The following is a 17,582-nucleotide window of genomic DNA, read 5'->3' on the forward strand; positions in this document are numbered from 1 at the left end:
CGCAAACCCCGCCACCGGTAGTAGCATAGAGCGCGGCCCGCGCCCGCCATGTTCCAGGAGAGTCCCATGCAGCCCGAATTGATCGAGACCATCCTGGTGGAAGCCTCCGGCAGCGTGCCTCTGCTGGCGCGCCACCTCCACCGCCTCGAAGCCTCCTGCAAGGCGCTGGGTTACGTCTGGGGCGGGCGCGACGTCGAAGGCGACATCCTGGTCGCGGTGACGGCCCTGGGCACGCCCGGTCCGCACCGCCTGCGCCTGCTGGTCGCGCGCGACGGCAGCCGCCACATCCAGACCGCCGTCCTCCCCCCGCTGCCCGCGCATCAGGAAATCATGCTCGCGCCCGAGGCGCTGCGGTCATCGGAGCCGCTGCTGCGCTACAAGACCACGCACCGGCCCTGGTACACCAAGACCATCGAATGGCTGCCCGCGCATCCGCACATCTTCGACCTGGTCTACCTGAACGAACGCGGCGAACTGTGTGAAGGCAGCCGCAGCAACATCTATCTGCGCCTGGACGACGCCTGGTACACCCCGCCCGTGGACAGCGGCTGCCTGCCGGGCGTGCAGCGCGCGCATCTGCTGGAAGCCGGCAAGGCCAAGGAACGCGTGCTGACGCTGGCGGACCTGCACGCCGCCGACGAGATCCGGCTGTCGAATGCGCTGCGCGGGTGGTTCACGGTGACGTTCCGGGAAGCTTAGGGCGGGTATTGCAGGACGCCTGTTGCACGCGCCGCTGCGCACGCCTGCTGCACGCGCCTCACTCCGCAAACACGTCCACGACGACCTGCCGCAGCCACTGGTTCGCGGCCTCGCGATGATTCCGGGCGTGCCAGAACACGTTGATCACGGATTCCGGGATCTTTACCGGACAGGGCGCCGCCGCCAGCCCGAACGGCCCGCAGGCGCAATCGGCAAAGCGCTGCGGCACCACCGCGATCATGTCGGTGGCCTGCAGCACCGGCCCCACCGCCATGAAATGCGGCACCGTCAGCCGCAGGCGGCGGCGGATGCCGGCGCGTTCGATCACTTCGTCCACCACCCCATGGCCCGTGCCCTCGGACACGATGGCCACGTGCTCGGCCGCCCGGAACTGGCGGGCCGACACGCCCGAGCGCGCCAGCGGATGGTCCTGGCGGAAGATGCAGACGTAGGGTTGGCGGAACAGCCGGCGCTGGAAGAAGCCGCCCTTGAGCCCCGGCAGGAAGCCCATGGCCAGATCCATGCGGCCGCGTTCCATTTCATCGCGCACGTCGATCGAGGTCGTGCGCACGGTGCGGATGGTGACGCCGGGCGCCACCTGGTCCAGCGCCCGCATCAACCGGGGCAGGAAGTAGGTCTCGCCCACGTCGTTCACGCCGATCACGAAAGCGCGTTCGCTGCGGGCCGGGTCGAACGCCACGCGCGCATTCAGCGTGCCGTGCAGCGCGCCGAGCGCATCGGCGATGGGCTGGGCCAGGCTCTCGGCATACGGCGTGGGCACCATCCCGCGCGAGGTCCGCAGGAACAGCTCGTCGCCCAGCAGCTTGCGCAGCCGGCCCAGCGCGTTGCTGACCCCGGGCTGCGAGATGCCCAGGCTTTCGGCGGCCGCCGACACCCGTCGATGCTTGTGCAATTCATTGAAGACGACGAGCAGATTCAGATCCACGTCTTTCAGGTTCATGCGCTTGTCTCCACCGGCACCAATATTGATTCTGGTGATTTATGTAATTAGCCAGATTCTATTTATTAATTTGATGCGCTGCCCGAAGATGCAACAAACGCCTGCGCCCATGTCGCGCAAGGCTCTGCCCGGCCGCCACGCGGCCCGATGGAAAAATGGAGACACACCATGCGCGCCTGCACGCAACGCATCGCCACGCCCTGTAAAAGGGGCCGTCCATGAACGCCCCCGAGCAGCCCATCCATATCGTCCCGCCCTGGCAGGGCGACGGCTCCCATCGCATCCCCTTCGGCGTCTATACCGACGCCGCGCTGCACCAGCGGGAGCTGGAGCGCTTTTTCTACCGGGGCCACTGGAGCTACGTGGGCCTGGAGGCCGAAATCCCCCATCCCGGCGACTTCAAGCGCACGGTGGTGGGCGAGCGGTCCGTCATCCTACTGCGCGACAACGACGGCCAGGTCCGCGTCGTGGAGAACGTCTGCGCCCATCGCGGCGTGCAGTTCTGCCGCGAGCGCGCCGGCAACCGCAGCGAATTCGTCTGCCCCTATCACCAGTGGAACTACGACCTGCAGGGCAACCTGATCGGCGTGCCCTTCCGCCGCGGCGTCAAGCAGGACGGCAAGGTGAACGGCGGCATGCCGCCCGACTTCAAGCCCGAGGAGCACGGCCTCACCAAGCTGACGGTGGCCTGCCGCAACGGCGTGGTCTTCGCCTCCTTCGACCACGACGTCGAGCCGCTGGAAGACTACCTGGGCCCGGACATCCAGCACTACTTCGACCGCGTCTTCGACGGCCGCCAACTGGTGATCCACGGCTACAGCCGCCAGCGCATTCCGGGCAACTGGAAGCTGATGCAGGAGAACATCAAGGACCCCTACCACCCCGGCCTGTTGCACACCTGGTTCGTGACCTTCGGGCTGTGGCGCGCGGACAACCGGTCCGAACTGAAGATGGACCGGCATTTCCGCCACGCCGCCATGATCTCCACGCGCGGCCAGGGCGGCAAAAGCACCGTCACCAGCGGCGTGTCCAGCTTCAAGGAACAGATGTCGCTGCACGACGACCGATTTCTGGACATCGTGCCGGAGCCCTGGTGGAACGGCCCGACCGCCGTGCTGATGACGCTGTTTCCCAGCGTCATCATCCAGCAGCAGGTCAATTCCCTGTCCACCCGCCACATCCAGCCCGTGGGCCACGACGCCTTCGACTTTGTCTGGACCCATTTCGGGTTTGCGGACGACACCCCGGAAATGACGCAGCGCCGCCTGCGCCAGGCCAACCTGTTCGGCCCCGCGGGCTTCGTGTCGGCCGACGACGGCGAAGTCATCGAGTTTTCGCAATCCGGCTTCGAACAGAAGCCCTGGCACCGCAGCGTCGCGGAACTGGGCGGCAAGACCGCCGAGAACACCGACCACATGGTCACCGAAACGCTGATACGCGGCATGTACGCCTACTGGCGCCGCGTGATGGAGGCCTGACATGCTGGACTTTCCGCTCTATTACCAGCTGTCCCGCCTGTACAGCGACTATGCCGCCGCCCTGGACGCCGGCGAATGGGAAAAGTGGCCGGACTTCTTCGTGGAGGACTGCATCTACAAAGTGCTGCCGCGCGAGAACTACGAACGCGGCTTTCCCCTCGCGACCATGGCATTCGAAAGCCGCGGCATGCTCAAGGACCGCATCTACGGCGCCACCGAAACGATCTTCCACGACCCCTACTACCAGCGCCACGTCGTGGGCGCGCCGCGCGTGCTCCTGGTGCAGGACGGGCGCATCGAAGCCGAGGCCAACTACGCCGTATTCCGCACCAAACCCAGCCAGCTCACCACCGTCTTCAACGTGGGGCGCTACCTGGACGTGATCCGCCAGACGCCGGACGGCCTGAAATTCCAGTCGCGGCTGTGCATCTTCGACAGCGAGCTGATTCCGAACTCGCTGATCTATCCCATCTGACCCAGGAGACGACGCAATGACTGTGCAATGGATCAAGGCCATCGGACGCGACGACGTCCCGGAAGATGACGTCATTGCCGTGCAGGCCGGCGGGCGCGAGATCGCGCTGTACGGCGTGGACGGCGAGGTCTACGCCACCGACAACCTCTGTACGCACGGCAACGCCAGGCTGTGCGATGGCTTTCTGACCGGCCACGAAATCGAATGCCCGCTGCACCAGGGCCGCTTCGACGTGCGCGACGGCCGCGCCCTGTGCTCGCCGCTGCGCGACAACATCGCGACCTACCCCGTCCGCATCGAGGACGGCGTCGTGTTCGTGGCCATGTAAGGGCGCGCGCCTGGCGACCTTCAGACCGCCAGGCGCAACGCCTCGTTGGCCGCCGCCATGCCCATGGCGGCGGTCACGGTAACCACCGACCCATAGCCCGCGCACGACAGCCCCTGCGGCGCCAGCGTCAGCCCCGACGCCCCCATGTCGTCCTCACCCTCGAACGGACGGGTCCACGCGTCGGGCAGGATCGCCGGCTGGTCGAACCACAAGGCATGCACGCCCATCTTGGGCACGCGCTTGAGCGCCTTGCCATTCTTGTCGGACGCCCGCGGAAACCCGTGTTCGCGCCGCAGCTTGTTGCGCAGCTTGGCAAGCAGCGCGTCATTGACCGCCCCGGACAGATCCCCCGCCCGCAGGGCCAGCGGATCCGTCTTGCCCCCCGCCCCGCCGCACAACAGCATCGGCACGTCCAGCGTGCGCGCATGCAGGATCATCGCGATCTTGGCGGCGGCCTGATCGGTGCAATCGATGATGACGGTATACGGCCCCGGCAGCACCTCGCCCACGTTCTCCGGCGACACAAAGTCATCCACCCGCGTAATCCGGCATTCCGGATTGATGGCCAGCACCCGCTCGGCCATCGCATCCACCTTCGACTGCCCCAGGGTGGACGTCAGCGCGTGGATCTGCCGGTTGACGTTGGATTCGGCAATGTGATCCAGGTCGATCAACGTCAACGCCCCGACGCCGCAGCGCGCCAGCGCCTCGACCGTCCACGAGCCCACGCCCCCCAGACCGGCGACGGCCACGTGGGCGTTGCGGATGCGGGCGGGCGCCTCGGGGCCGTACAGGCGCGAAAGGGCGCCGAAGCGGCGGTCGAGGTCGGCGGATTCAGGAAGCGGTTCGGGCGAGTTCATGAACGGGATTTTATTGCAGGCGCGGACCCTGCCCGCCTGGCGATATACGCGACATTCCACCGGCGCCGCGATCCGCCGGGCTTCCGATCGCGTGCGCCGCATCCTGTCACTCCCACGTAACGCCCGGATGGGGTAATACGCCGCCGCGGGCTGGCGACGGCGCGAACCGTCCTCACGCCCGCTCCCCACCAATCAGGTGCCGCGCGCCGGCATCGTCCGACAGGGCGTAGTAATCACCATGGACCGCAGAAAATTCCTTAAATGGGGCAGCTTCCTGACCGTCTCCGCCGCCACCGCCGGCCTGGCCGGCTGTAACGGCAGCAACGACGACGATGACGACAATGAAGGCGGCGACGGCGACGAGGGTGGCGCTCCCACCGCGCTTTTCCAGTACCCGCAAGGCGTCGCCTCCGGCGACCCGCGGCCCGACAGCATCATCCTGTGGACGCGGGTGCTGGGAGACGATGGCGCGGCCGTGCCCGTGCGCGTGCAACTGGCCCGCGACGCATCCTTCACCCAACTCCTGGTCGACGCCTCGATCAGCGCCGAACCGGATTGGGACCACACCGTGCGCCACAAAGTCACGGGCCTGGACCCGGCAAGCAACTACTACTACCGTTTCGTGGCCGGCGGCAGCACCAGCCCCATCGGCCGGACACGCACCGCGCCCGCCGAAAACGCCGCCGTGTCGCAACTGAAGTTCGCCTTCATTTCGTGCCAGGACTGGAGCGTGAACCACTGGGCGGCCTTCGACGACCTCGCCGCACAGGACCTGGATTTCGTGGTGCACCTGGGCGATTACATCTACGAAACCGTCAAGGCGGGCTTCCAGACCGGCGGCGTGGAAAGCGCCCACGCGCCCCTGTCGCTGCCCGACGGCACCGCGCGGGCCGACGGCGCCATCTACGCCACCACCCTCGCCGACTACCGCAGCCTGTACCGCAGCTACCGCTCCGACCCCCGGCTGCAAGCCCTGCACGCGCGATTCCCCGTCATCGCCATCTGGGACGACCACGAATTCTCGGACGACTGCTGGCAGGACCACCAGACCTACGGCGTCGCCGACGACGAAACGCCCATCACATCGCGCCGCCGCGGCGCCAGCCAGGCCTGGTTCGAATTCATGCCGGCCGATGTGTCGCTGGACCTGACCAACCCGTCATTCCAGAACATCCAGATCTATCGCGCCTTCCGCTTCGGCAGCCTCGCCACCCTGCTCATGACGGACGAACGCCTGTACCGGACCGACCACGTCATTCCCGAACAACAAGTGGGAAGCGAAATCGGCAGCCGCTACTTCGTGCCCAAAAGCCTGCTGTCGCAAGTCGAGACCTTGAAAATGACCAACGCCGGCGGCCAGTTGACGCCCGTCTCGATCCTGGGCGACACCCAGCGCGACTGGTGGAAGGCCCAACTGGGCGCCAGCACCACGTCATGGAACCTCTGGGGAAATGAAGTCTCGCTGCTGCGCATGCAGTTCAACGGCACCCAGGCCGTCTCCGGCCTGCTGGCCCAGGGCCTGGCCGCCGCGCAATCCGCGCTGGCCCCCCTGGTCACGGCCATGGCCGCCGCGCTGGCGCAGGACCTCACGGCCGCCGACCACACCAGCGGCAAACCCGTCACGGCGTATCCCATGCTGTCGGGGCTGCTGGACATACAGGCCGGCATCCCCCCCGCCGCCTTCGCCGCACAGATAAAACCCCTGCTGGACGCCCAGTTGCCGCCATCGCTGCTGCTGAACGAATACCTGCTGAACGCCGACCAATGGGACGGCTACAACGCCGAGCGCAAGCACCTCATGGCCTTCGTACGCGACACCGGAGTGCGCAACCTCGTCGCGCTGACGGGCGACATCCACGCCTTCTTCGCCGGCCCCGTGATGGACGACTACGACGCCGCTACCCCCAAGCCCGTGATGGTGGACCTGGTGACAGCCGGCATCTCCAGCAACTCCTTCTTCAGCTACTTCAAGAATGTCGTCGACACCGACCCAAGCTTCGCGGCCGCCAAGCCGCTGATCTACGGCGAGACGGCGGGCAAGATCCAGAACGCGTTCAACGACACGCTGCGGCAGTTCAACGCAAACTGGATGCGCCACATCGACACCGACGCACAGGGCTTTGCCGTCGTGACGTTGACCGAGACCGAGCTGCGCTGCGTCTTCAACAAGCTCAAACCGCTGGACGGCACGCAAGCCCCGGCGGCACCCGTCGTCGCATCGCAAACCGTGTTGAAGGTGGCATCAGGCACGCCGGACGTGATCGTGACAACCTAAACGCCCGCCCCCCCCTGCGCAGCCCACACGCGAAGCGTCACCGCCACGACGCCAGACACCGCGTAAGCCCCCCAAGGCCGCCCGCGCGGCCGGCCGGGGGGCGGGCCCCGCAAGACGCTCCAAAGCCATCCCGACACCCGCAAGAACCTCAAGAACCCCACCCGCCCCAGCGCCCGGCAAGATCCAGCCGCCCGAGCCCGGTGTGGCGGCGGCCTGGGGTGCGCGGGGCGTGTAGATGCGCCCGACGGAATCTGAAGGAACCGCCGAAGGCGGTGACGAAGATGAGGACGGGGCAGTCCGGAGCGAAGGCTCCGGACCGCAATCGTAGCCCCGCGCGCCCCAGGCCGCCGACGCGCCGGGCGTCAAAAGAACCTACCCTCAACCAACCAAAGCCGCCCCAGCACCAGACGTCCTAAGAACTCAAATCCGAACCCACATCCACGCCGACCACATCATCCCCGCCAAGCGCCTGATAAACCGTCACCTGATTCACCAACCGGTTCAACATGTTCTCGTCGCTGGCAACTTCCGCCGTCCTGCGCCGTTCCTGCGCATCCAGCCAATCCCGCAACGGCACGGCCCCCGCCCGGTATCGAACCTCGTACAGCCGCTCCGCCTCGCGCGCCGACCGCAACGACAGGTCCAGCTGCTCAGCCCGCCGCGCCAACTGCGTGCGGTTCGACAGCGCATTCTCCACATCCGCCATCGCCTGATACAGCGACTGCCGGAAGCTCACCACCCGCTCCTCGTAATCCGCCTTGGAGATCTTGATGTTGAGCTGCATCTGGTTCCACTGCAGAAACGGCAGCGTCAGCCCCGCCCCCAACGTCGCAATGGGATTTTGCAGCACCTCCGACAGCGTCGGGCTAGAACTGCCCAGCGCCCCGGTCAGCGTCACCGGCGGATAAAAGCTTGCGCGCGTCGCATCCACCGTCGCCAGCGACTCCCGCAGCCGCAGCTCCGCCGCGCGTAGGTCCGGACGCCGCCCCAGCAGCTCCGCCGGCACGCCCGCGCGCGCCTCGGGCAACGCGCTGGACGGCAGGCGGGCCGGATCGGCCATGATCCGGTCCGGCGGACCGTCGAAAAGAATCGCCAGCGCATTCGTATACTCCACGCGCTGCTGCACCAACAGCGCATGCGCCGCCTGCTGGCTCGCCACCGTCTGCTCGGCCTCCGCCAGCTCCAGCGCCGACGCCCCGCCCGCCGCATACTGCGCCCGCACCAGCTCCTGCGTGCGGCGCGCATAGGCAATGCTTTCCTCACTGCTCGCGATGCGCTGATTGATGAACGCCGTCTGCCAATACAGCGTCGCCGTCGTGCCCACCAGCGACAGCGCGGCGCTCTGCCGGTCCTGCTCCGTCGCCAGCGCCTCCCACTGCGCCGCATCCCGCTGGCGCGCCAGCTTGCCCCACAGGTCCACCTGGTAGCTCACCGTCAGCTCCGCCGAATTCGCGCGCGTAATGGCGCGATCGCCATAAAGATTGCGGATGCGCGAAACATTCGCGTCGCCGCCGAACTGCGGCATCAGTTGGTCATCGGCCAGCCCCGCCTGATACTGGGCCCGTCGCACGCGGATCGCCGCGGCCGCCAGATCGTTATTGCGCGCCAGCGCCGTCTCGACCAACCCATTGAGCACCGGGTCGTCGAAATTGCGCCACCAGGCGCCCCCTTCGAACAACATCGCCTGCGCGCCCGTGTCCGGGTCCGCGCCGGCATGGGTCCAGGCCGCCGGCACGTTCGCGGCCGGCGGCTCATAATCCGTGCGCAGCAGACCGCCGCAACCGCCCAGCGCCAGCAGCAGCGCCAGAACGGCCGGTTTGCACATAGGGAAAACTGCTTTCATCGTCCTCATTCCCGGGCCAGCGCCTCGACGGGATCCAGGCGCGCCGCATTGCGCGCCGGCAGATAGCCAAAAATCACACCGATCAGCGTCGAGCACGTAAACGCCGCCACCATCGATGCCGTGGAATAGATCATCTGGAACGAGCCGCCCGTCGCCTTGCTCACCAGCACCCCCAGGCCCAGCGACAACAGGATGCCCACCGCGCCCCCGATCAGGCACACCAGCACAGCCTCGATCAGAAACTGCTGCATGATGTCGCTGCGGCGCGCGCCCACCGCCATGCGCACGCCGATCTCGCGCGTGCGCTCGGTCACCGACACCAGCATGATGTTCATCACCCCGATGCCGCCCACCATCAGCGAAATCAGCGCGATCAGCGACACCAGCAGCGTCATCGTGGCCGTCGTGCGCTCGATCGTCTTGCGCACCGCGTCCGTGTTGAACACAAAAAAGTCCTTCACCACATGGCGCCGCGTCAGCACCCGCACGATGGCCTGCTCGGCCGCCGCGGGCGGCGTGGCGTCATTCACGCGCACCGTAATGCTCTTGAGATGCTGCTGGCCCAGCACGCGCGACAGCGCCGTCGTGTACGGAATCCAGACATTCAACGAATCATTGTTGCCAAAGACCGTGTCTTTCTTCTGCGTCACCCCGATCACGCGCGCCGGCATCGACCCCAGGAAGATCACCTGCCCGATGGGCTCGGTGTGCGAGCCGAACAGCTTGCGCCGCGTACCCTCGTCGATCACCACCTCCTGCGCGCGGCGCGCCACGCTGGTCTCGTCGAAGAACTTGCCCTCGAAAAGCTTGATCCCGCGCACCCGGAAATACTGCTCCCCCACGCCCTGGATCGAGCCGTTCACCGACACATTGCGATACCGCAGCGTATTGCTGGTCGCCACTTCCGGCGTCACGCTGTCCACATAGGACTCGCGCGCCAGCGCATCCGCGTCGGCCGGCACCAGGGTGCGGATATTGACCGCCTTCTCATCGCCGAAATCCTTGCCCGGAAAGACCTCCACCGTATTGGTGCCGATCGCGCTGATGTCCTCCAGGATCTTGCGCCGCGAGCCCTCCCCCAGCGCCACCACCGACACCACGGCGGCGATGCCGATGATGATGCCCAGCATCGTCAGCGACGTGCGCAGCCGGTGCGCGTTCATGGCCAGCAGCGCCATGCGCAGCGCCTCGCCGCAACGGTCCAGATAGGCCTGCCAGGCCGGACGCTGGGCCAGCGCCGGCGCCTCGTCCCGCGCGGCCTGGTGCCGCGGCGCTTCCGGATTGCGCTTGTCGGCGACGATCTCGCCGTCGCTGATCTCGATGATGCGCTGGGCGTGGCGCGCCACATTCATGTCGTGCGTGACGATGATGATGGTGTGCCCGGCCGCGTTCAGCTCCTCCAGGATGCGCAGCACCTCCTGCCCGGTATGCGTGTCCAGCGCGCCGGTGGGCTCGTCGGCCAGGATGATGTCGCCGCCGTTCATCAGCGCCCGCGCAATGCTCACACGCTGCTGCTGGCCCCCGGAGAGCTGGCCGGGCCGGTGCCCGGACCGGTCGGCCAGGCCAAGCCGCGCCAGCAGGGTCGAGGCGCGCTCCAGCCGGGCCTCGCGGCGCTTGCCCGCATACACGGCCGGCACCTCCACGTTGCCCTGCGCGCTCAGGTCGGCCAGCAGGTGGTAACGCTGGAAAATGAAGCCGAAGTGCTCCCGGCGCAGCTCGGCCAACTCGTCCGGATCCAGCTCGCCGGTGCTGCGGCCATCGACCTTGTAGTCGCCGACCGTGGGGCGGTCCAGGCAGCCCAGGATGTTCATCAGCGTGGACTTGCCCGAGCCGGACGCGCCCACGATGGCGACCATCTCGCCGGCCTCGATCGTGAGGTTGATGTCCTTCAGGACGGCAATCGTCTGGTCGCCCGCGGGGAACTCGCGGCGCACCCCGGACAGGGAGATCAACGGGCCGGCCATGTCAGGCCCCCGGCTGCGCGCCGGCCGCCGGGGCAGAGTCCGCCGACACGACGCGTTCGCCCACCTCCAGGCCTTCCAGCACCTGCGCCTGCACATTGTTGTTCATGCCGATGCGGACCTGCCGCGTCTCGGTCTTGTTGCCGTCCAGCACCACCCGCACCGCGTAGCTCCCGTCCTCGCCGCGCTTGCCCAGCGCCGAGGCGGGCACCACCACGGCATTCTTGGCCTCGCCCAGCACGATGAACACCTGCGCCGTCATCGAAATGCGCAGCTTCTCGTCCGGGTTGGGCACGTCGAACAGGCCGTTGTAGTAGACCGCCGCGCTGGTCGACGTGCTGGTGGACGAGGTCAGCGACGAGGTCGCATCGTCCTTCTGGATGGAATCCGGCGCCGGTTCCACCGCGCGCAGCGTCGCCCGGTAGCGCTCGTCGGGCTCACCCAGGATGGTGAAATAGACCGGCAGGCCCGGCTTGACCCGGGTCACGTCGGCCTCGGAAATCTGCGCCTTGATCGTCATGGTGTCCACCTGCGCCACCTTGATGATGGTCGGCGCGCTCTGGATCGAGTTCACCGTCTGGCCTTCCTTGGTCACCACCGCCACCACCATGCCGTCGATCGGCGAGACGATGCGCGTATAGCCCAGGTTGACCTGGGCGGTGTCGACCTGGATTTCCGCCTGGGCGATCTGCGCGTCCAGCGAGGCGATCTCGGCACGGGTCACACCCAGCGTGGCCTCGGCGGATTCGTAGGCCTCGCGCGAGCTGGCGTCGGCCGCCAGCATCTGGCGCTGCCGCTTGAAGGCGAGCTCGGCCTGTTTCAGCATCGCGACCTTGGCGGCGCGCTCGGCGCGTCGCGTCTGCAGCGCGGCCTCGGCGTTGCGCAGCTCATTCTGCTGGGTCAGGTCGTCGATCTCGGCCACGAGCTGGCCCTTCTTGACCCGGTCGCCCAGCTCCACCTTCAAGGACTTCAACTGGCCCGTGGCCTGGGCGCCGACGCTGACCCGTTCGATGGCGTCGATGGTGCCGCTGGCCAGGACGCTGTCTTCCAGGTCGGCGCGGGTGACCTCGGCCACCGCGAAGGTCGGCGGCGGCGGCGCGGAGAAGAACGCGGCCCGGGCGGCGAACACGAGAAGCAGGAGGATGACGGCGATCAGGCCATAGCGCTTGAGCTTGCTGCGGGACTTTTTCATTGAACTGGATAAGAGGGACGGCTGGCGCCGAGAACGGCGCCGGTGATGCTGGCGAATGACACCCGCCACGATTGTTCCGTTGCGAGAACGATACAACGAGTGCGGATCAAAGACGGAACCCTTTTTACCGCACCTGCCGTGAACGTGCTGTCATCTGTATGAATAAGAACACGACTTGGCGGCTAGATGACCGCTAACTCCCAACCGTGACCCGCCCCCGATTGCGGCGGCGCAAAAAATCCTCGCCTCGACATAGGCGGATGTTACGAACAGAATGGCTGCAGTTAAGCCGTGTCTACCTCCAACAGATCCCCCTCCGCGCCATCCAGTTCCCCAGAATTTTCCGGGGCGGTGCTGTTGTGCCTGCTGGCCATGATGAATCACGTGGCGCTTACCGGGGGACGGATCACCGTTTCCCTGACCGCGCTGCAGATGGGGTTGTCGACATTCAAGGTCGGCACCCTGGTCGCCGTGTTCGCGGTGCTGCCGATGCTGTTTTCGGTGCGCGCGGGGCGTTGGGTCGATCGGGTCGGCATCGTGCGCCCCCTGGTGATCGGCACGGCTTTGGTCGCCTTCGGCACCTTTCTGCCCTTCATCTCGCAGACCCAGGCTGCCCTGCTGGTCGCCTCGTGCTGCATCGGCATCGGGTTTATGCTGCATCAGGTCGCCACGCAGGATCTGCTGGGCCATGCCGAACCCGAACAGCGCCTGCGCAACTTCTCGTTCATGTCGCTGGCGCTGGCGGGCTCCGGTTTCTCCGGCCCGCTCATCGCGGGGCTGGCGATCGACCACCTGGGCACCCGCACGGCGTTCGGCATCCTGGCCCTCGGGCCCCTGCTGTCGGCCGGCGGACTGTATGCGCTCCGTCACCAATTGAAGGCCGTGGACGCCGCCATCACCGTCGTGCGCGAGGCCCAGCGCCGCCGCGTCACCGAACTGCTGGCCGTCCCCGCCCTGCGCCGCATCCTCATGGTGAACACCATTCTGTCCGGCGCCTGGGACACCCATTTGTTCGTCGTGCCCATCTTCGGCGTGGCGATCGGCCTGTCGGCCACCACCATCGGCGTCATCCTGGCGTCCTTCGCGGCGGCAACTTTCGTCATCCGCCTGGTTCTCCCCTTGATCCAGCGCCGCGTCCGCTCGTGGACACTGGTGCGAGTAGCCATGGCCACGGCCGCCATCGACTTCATGTTTTACCCGCTGTTCACCGACGTTACCGTCCTGATCGTGCTGTCGTTCATCCTGGGCCTGGCGCTGGGCTGTTGCCAGCCCAGCATGCTGGCCTTGCTGCACCAGCATTCGCCGCCGGGCCGGGCGGCCGAGGCCGTGGGCCTGCGGATGGCCCTGATCAACGGTTCGCAGGTGTCGCTGCCGTTGACCTTCGGCGCGCTGGGTGCGGTAATTGGCGTTGCCCCGCTTTTCTGGGCCTATTCCGTGGCATTGATGGCCGGGGGCTGGGCCAATCGCAATCCTCCGCACGAGCCTGAACGGAAAACGTAGTCGTGAACAAAGCGTCATCCCCACCCGCCTCGGATCTCTCCGGCGCCTCCCTGCCCTTTCGCCTCTGGACCCCGGAGGAGCGGCAAGCCTCGCTCGAGGATGCGCTGCGGCACTGGCAGGAGGGCGAGGACGTCTGGGTATTCGGGTACGGATCGCTCATCTGGCGTCCCGATTTCGATTTCATGGAACGCCGGCTGGCCACCCTGCGCGGCCATCACCGGGCGCTCTGCCTGTGGTCGCGGGTCAACCGCGGCACGCCCGAATGTCCCGGCCTCGTGTTCGGACTGGACCGCGGCGGCTCCTGCCGCGGCGTCGTCTACCGGCTGGCCGGGGACCAGGTCCCCAATTATTTTCCCGCGCTCTGGGAGCGCGAGATGTCCACCGGCGCCTATCTGCCCCGCTGGATCCGCTGCGCGACCGACGAGGGCACCGTCCGCGCGCTGGTCTTCATCATGAACCGCAGCAACCCGGCCTATATCCGGGCCTTGCCAGAGCCGGAACTGCTGGCCATCGTGCGCCGCGCCGCGGGGCGCTACGGCCCCTGCACCGACTACGTGGTGCAGACCGCCCAGGCCCTGCGCGCCGCCGGGATCCACGACGCCCGCCTGGACGCCATCGCCCGCCGGCTGGAAGTGGACGGCCATTCCCTGCCCGAAGGCGCCTGACGCCGCGGCGGCGGCCGGGCGCGGCGAACTTGCCCGGGGCCTGCGCGGGGTCAATGGGGAGCCGGTCTCCCAAGCGGTATAAACTCCCTGTTATCAACGCTGAACCCCCAAGACCATGTCCGTCTCAGATCTGCGTCAAAGCTATGAAAAGAACGTGCTGCTGGAAAGCCAGGCAGCCGCCTCTCCGTTCGAGCAATTCGCCCGCTGGTTCGACGAGGCCCTGGCCTCCAAGGTGCCGGAACCCAACGCCATGACCCTGGCGACCGTGGACGCCAGCGGTCAGCCCAGCGCCCGCATCGTCCTCATCAAGGGCTTTGACGAACAGGGCTTCACGTTCTTCACCAATTACGAATCGCGCAAGGGCCTGGACCTCCTGGCCGAACCGCGCGCCAGCCTGCTCTTCTTCTGGCAGCCGCTGGAGCGCCAGGTCCGCATCGAGGGCGTGGTGGAAAAGGTGGCGGCCGAAGAGTCCGATGCCTACTACAACAGCCGCCCGGCCGGCTCGCGCATCGGCGCCTGGGCTTCGCGCCAGAGCCAGCCCATCACCCGCGAAGAACTGGAAGCCCGCGAAAAAGAATTCCGCGAGCGCTTCGGCGAACAACCGCCGCGTCCGCCGCACTGGGGCGGATATCGTCTCAAGCCCACCGCCTTCGAATTCTGGCAGGGCCGCCCGTCCCGCCTGCACGACCGCCTGCGCTACGTCGCGGACGGCGCGGCCTGGAAGATCGAACGCCTGTCGCCCTGATACCGGGCGCCCTCACGCGGGGCGCCCCTACGCCGGGCGCGCCACCCGAGGGCGCCCGACCGAACCGTCTATTGCATGTCCGCCTCCTCCCCTGATTTCGACTCCGCCTTCTTTCGCACCGCACTGGGCCGCTACGCCACCGGCGTGACGGTCGTGACGACCGCCGGCCCGGATGGCGCGCCCATCGGACTGACCGTCAGCTCGTTCAATTCGGTATCGCTGAATCCGCCGCTGGTGCTGTGGAGCCTGTCGCTGGGCTCGTCGTCGCTGGCGGCCTTCGAACAGTGCGAGCGCTACGTCGTCAATGTGCTGAGCGCGGATCAGATCGCGCTGGCGCGCCGCTTCGCGACGGGCAAGACGCCGGACCGCTTTGCGGGGCTGACAGTGCACCACGCGCCGGGCGGCACACCCATGCTGGACGGCCATTGCGCCGCCTGGTTCGAATGCCGCAACCGCAGCCGCTATGTCGAAGGAGATCACGTCATCATGGTGGGAGAAGTCGAACGTTGCGGACATAGCGGCGAGCCGCCGCTGGTCTTTCACGCAGGCGGATTCGACCTGACGCCGGCCGGCGCCCGTTCCGGAAAGGCCGCCTTATGAGCGTCGACATCGATTGCGTCGTCATCGGCGCCGGCGTCGTGGGCCTGGCGATCGCCCGCGCGCTGGCCCAGTCGGGCCGCGAAGTGCTGGTGGCCGAGGCCACCGAGGCCATCGGCACCGGCACCAGCTCGCGCAATTCCGAAGTCATCCACGCCGGCATCTATTACCCGGCCGGCAGCCTGAAGGCGCGCCTATGCGTGCGCGGCAAGCACCTGCTGTATGCGTATTGCGCCGAACGGGGCGTGCCGCACAAGCGTCTGGGCAAGCTCATCGTGGCGACCAGCCCGGAACAGGCGACGCAGCTCGAAGGCATCGCCCAGCGTGCGCGCGCCAACGGCGTGGACGACCTGCAGTACATCTCGGGCGCGGAGGCCATGCGCCTGGAGCCCGCGCTGCAATGCACCGCCGCGCTGGTGTCGCCGTCCACCGGCATCGTGGACAGCCACGCGCTGATGCTCTCGTTCCAGGGCGAGGCCGAAAACGCGGGCGCCCAATGCGTGTTCCACACCCCGCTGGTGTCGGGCCGGGTGCGCCCCGAAGGCGGGTTCGACCTGCAATTCGGCGGCGAAGAAGCCATGACCCTGTCCTGCAACGTGCTGATCAATTCGGCCGGCCTGCAGGCGCCGGCGCTGGCCCGCCGCATCGACGGCGTGCCGGCGGACACCATCCCCACCGATTACCTGTGCAAGGGCAGCTATTTCACGCTGTCCGGCCGCGCGCCGTTCTCGCGCCTGATCTACCCCGTGCCGCAGCACGCCGGCCTGGGCGTGCACCTGACGCTGGACATGGGCGGCCAGGCCAAGTTCGGCCCCGACACCGAATGGGTCGGCACCGAGGACTACACGATCGACCCGGCCCGCGCCGACGTGTTCTACGAAGCCGTCCGCAGCTACTGGCCCGCCCTGCCCGACGGCGCGCTGGCGCCCGGCTACACCGGCATCCGGCCCAAGATCTCCGGCCCGCACGAGCCGGCCGCGGACTTCGTCATCGCCGGCCCCGCCGTGCATGGCGTGCCCGGCCTGGTGAACCTGTTCGGCATCGAATCCCCCGGGCTGACCTCCAGCCTGGCCCTGGCGGAAGAAACCCTGGCGCGCCTGTCCGCCTGATCCGCCCGACTCCTTTTTTCCCTTTCAGCCATCCCCGCCATGCAGCACAACGACTACATCCTGACCCTGTCCTGCCCTGACCGCACCGGCATCGTCTACCGCGTCAGCGGCCTGTTGTTCGAACTGGGTTGCAACATCCTGGATTCGCAGCAATTCGGCGACGAAGAGACGGGCCGCTTCTTCCTGCGCGTGCACTTCGACCTGCCGGTCAGCGTGTCCGCCGACGACCTGCGCGCCCGCCTGGGCGCGATGTCCGCCGAGTACGGCATGGAACTCAAGCTGCACGACGCGCGCCGCAAGGAGCGCCTGCTGATCATGGTCAGCAAGCAGGGCCACTGCCTGAACGACCTGCTGTTCCGCGTGCACAGCGGCCATCTGCACGCCGAAGTGGCGGCAATCGTCTCCAACCACAACGACTACGCCAGCCTGGCCGCCTCCTACGGCATCCCGTTCCACTACCTGCCGGTCACGCCCGACACCAAGCTGGAACAGGAAAAGCAGGTCCTGGAGATCGTCGACAAGGCGAACATCGACCTGGTCGTGCTGGCCCGCTACATGCAGATCCTGTCGGCCGACATGTGCCGCGCCCTGACGGGCCGCGCGATCAACATCCACCACAGCTTCCTGCCCAGCTTCAAGGGCGCGCGGCCCTATCACCAGGCCCATGCGCGCGGCGTGAAGATCATCGGCGCCACCGCCCACTACGTGACCTCGGACCTGGACGAAGGCCCGATCATCGACCAGGACATCGAACGCGTCGATCACACGATGACCGCCCAGGACCTCACCCAGGTGGGCAGCGACATCGAATCGCTGGTGCTGTCGCGCGCCGTGCGCAGCCACGTCGAGCACCGCATCCTGCTGAACCGCAACAAGACCGTCGTGTTCCGCTGA

At 67.3% G+C, this 17,582-nt stretch carries 16 protein-coding genes; 11 read left to right on the forward strand and 5 right to left on the reverse strand.

From position 1 onward, the window contains the following. The first annotated feature begins 66 nt into the window (after positions 1-66). The gene (locus tag ACZ50Q_RS23830; protein ID WP_464079717.1) at positions 67-699 is read left to right on the forward strand and encodes an aminotransferase class IV family protein; all 633 of its coding nucleotides are present in this window, start codon (positions 67-69) and stop codon (positions 697-699) included. A 58-nt stretch (positions 700-757) separates the two neighbouring features. On the opposite strand, the gene ACZ50Q_RS23835 is transcribed toward ACZ50Q_RS23830, so the two are convergent. After that, positions 758-1,660, reverse strand: coding sequence for a LysR family transcriptional regulator (locus ACZ50Q_RS23835; RefSeq protein WP_464079718.1), 903 nt, complete (start codon positions 1,658-1,660; stop codon positions 758-760). A gap of 218 nt (positions 1,661-1,878) precedes the next feature. On the opposite strand from ACZ50Q_RS23835, the gene ACZ50Q_RS23840 reads away from it, so the two are divergent. The 3 genes from ACZ50Q_RS23840 to ACZ50Q_RS23850 are packed head-to-tail and all read left to right on the forward strand — an operon-like array spanning position 1,879 to position 3,941. Beyond that, entirely contained in the window at positions 1,879-3,138 is a 1,260-nt protein-coding gene (locus ACZ50Q_RS23840; RefSeq protein WP_464079719.1) for an aromatic ring-hydroxylating dioxygenase subunit alpha, read from the forward strand. Position 3,139: 1 nt separating this feature from the next. Further along, a complete protein-coding gene (locus ACZ50Q_RS23845; protein ID WP_076519002.1) occupies positions 3,140-3,613 on the forward strand; it encodes an aromatic-ring-hydroxylating dioxygenase subunit beta in 474 nt (157 codons plus the stop codon). Between the two features lie 16 nt (positions 3,614-3,629). After that, complete coding sequence (locus ACZ50Q_RS23850) at positions 3,630-3,941, forward strand: non-heme iron oxygenase ferredoxin subunit (protein ID WP_076519001.1); 312 nt, start codon at positions 3,630-3,632, stop codon at positions 3,939-3,941. A gap of 20 nt (positions 3,942-3,961) precedes the next feature. Here the strand turns inward: ACZ50Q_RS23850 and ACZ50Q_RS23855 are convergent, their stop codons facing one another. Further along, positions 3,962-4,801 (reverse strand): tRNA threonylcarbamoyladenosine dehydratase, encoded by an 840-nt coding sequence (locus tag ACZ50Q_RS23855; RefSeq protein ID WP_464079720.1) that lies wholly within the window; start codon positions 4,799-4,801, stop codon positions 3,962-3,964. Between the two features lie 238 nt (positions 4,802-5,039). Here ACZ50Q_RS23855 and ACZ50Q_RS23860 point away from each other — a divergent pair, with 238 nt between their 5' ends. Next, positions 5,040-7,076: an alkaline phosphatase D family protein gene (locus tag ACZ50Q_RS23860; RefSeq protein WP_464079721.1), complete on the forward strand. Its 2,037-nt coding sequence runs from the start codon at positions 5,040-5,042 to the stop codon at positions 7,074-7,076. 412 nt (positions 7,077-7,488) lie between these two features. Here ACZ50Q_RS23860 and ACZ50Q_RS23865 read toward each other — a convergent pair whose 3' ends face one another. From ACZ50Q_RS23865 to ACZ50Q_RS23875, 3 genes are read right to left on the reverse strand one after another with little or no spacing between them, the layout of a single operon-like run. After that, positions 7,489-8,919, reverse strand: a complete 1,431-nt coding sequence (locus ACZ50Q_RS23865; RefSeq protein WP_464079722.1) for an efflux transporter outer membrane subunit — start codon at positions 8,917-8,919, stop codon at positions 7,489-7,491. A gap of 5 nt (positions 8,920-8,924) precedes the next feature. After that, positions 8,925-10,883, reverse strand: coding sequence for a MacB family efflux pump subunit (locus tag ACZ50Q_RS23870; protein WP_464079723.1), 1,959 nt, complete (start codon positions 10,881-10,883; stop codon positions 8,925-8,927). Between the two features lies 1 nt (position 10,884). After that, a complete protein-coding gene (locus ACZ50Q_RS23875; RefSeq protein ID WP_464079724.1) occupies positions 10,885-12,072 on the reverse strand; it encodes an efflux RND transporter periplasmic adaptor subunit in 1,188 nt (395 codons plus the stop codon). A 291-nt stretch (positions 12,073-12,363) separates the two neighbouring features. On the opposite strand from ACZ50Q_RS23875, the gene ACZ50Q_RS23880 reads away from it, so the two are divergent. From ACZ50Q_RS23880 to purU, 6 genes are all read left to right on the forward strand, one after another. Then, positions 12,364-13,572 (forward strand): MFS transporter, encoded by a 1,209-nt coding sequence (locus ACZ50Q_RS23880; protein WP_464079725.1) that lies wholly within the window; start codon positions 12,364-12,366, stop codon positions 13,570-13,572. A 2-nt stretch (positions 13,573-13,574) separates the two neighbouring features. After that, complete coding sequence (locus ACZ50Q_RS23885) at positions 13,575-14,237, forward strand: gamma-glutamylcyclotransferase (protein WP_464079726.1); 663 nt, start codon at positions 13,575-13,577, stop codon at positions 14,235-14,237. 115 nt (positions 14,238-14,352) lie between these two features. Beyond that, complete coding sequence (gene pdxH, locus ACZ50Q_RS23890) at positions 14,353-14,982, forward strand: pyridoxamine 5'-phosphate oxidase (RefSeq protein WP_092581895.1); 630 nt, start codon at positions 14,353-14,355, stop codon at positions 14,980-14,982. Positions 14,983-15,057: 75 nt separating this feature from the next. Further along, positions 15,058-15,582: a flavin reductase family protein gene (locus ACZ50Q_RS23895; RefSeq protein ID WP_464079727.1), complete on the forward strand. Its 525-nt coding sequence runs from the start codon at positions 15,058-15,060 to the stop codon at positions 15,580-15,582. Further along, positions 15,579-16,688: an NAD(P)/FAD-dependent oxidoreductase gene (locus ACZ50Q_RS23900; RefSeq protein ID WP_464079728.1), complete on the forward strand. Its 1,110-nt coding sequence runs from the start codon at positions 15,579-15,581 to the stop codon at positions 16,686-16,688. The genes ACZ50Q_RS23895 and ACZ50Q_RS23900 overlap by 4 nt, the downstream gene beginning before the upstream one ends. A 39-nt stretch (positions 16,689-16,727) precedes the next feature. Further along, positions 16,728-17,582, forward strand: a complete 855-nt coding sequence (purU, locus tag ACZ50Q_RS23905) for a formyltetrahydrofolate deformylase (protein WP_464079729.1) — start codon at positions 16,728-16,730, stop codon at positions 17,580-17,582.

The sequence above is a fragment of the Achromobacter sp. T5-5 genome (assembly GCF_055397965.1).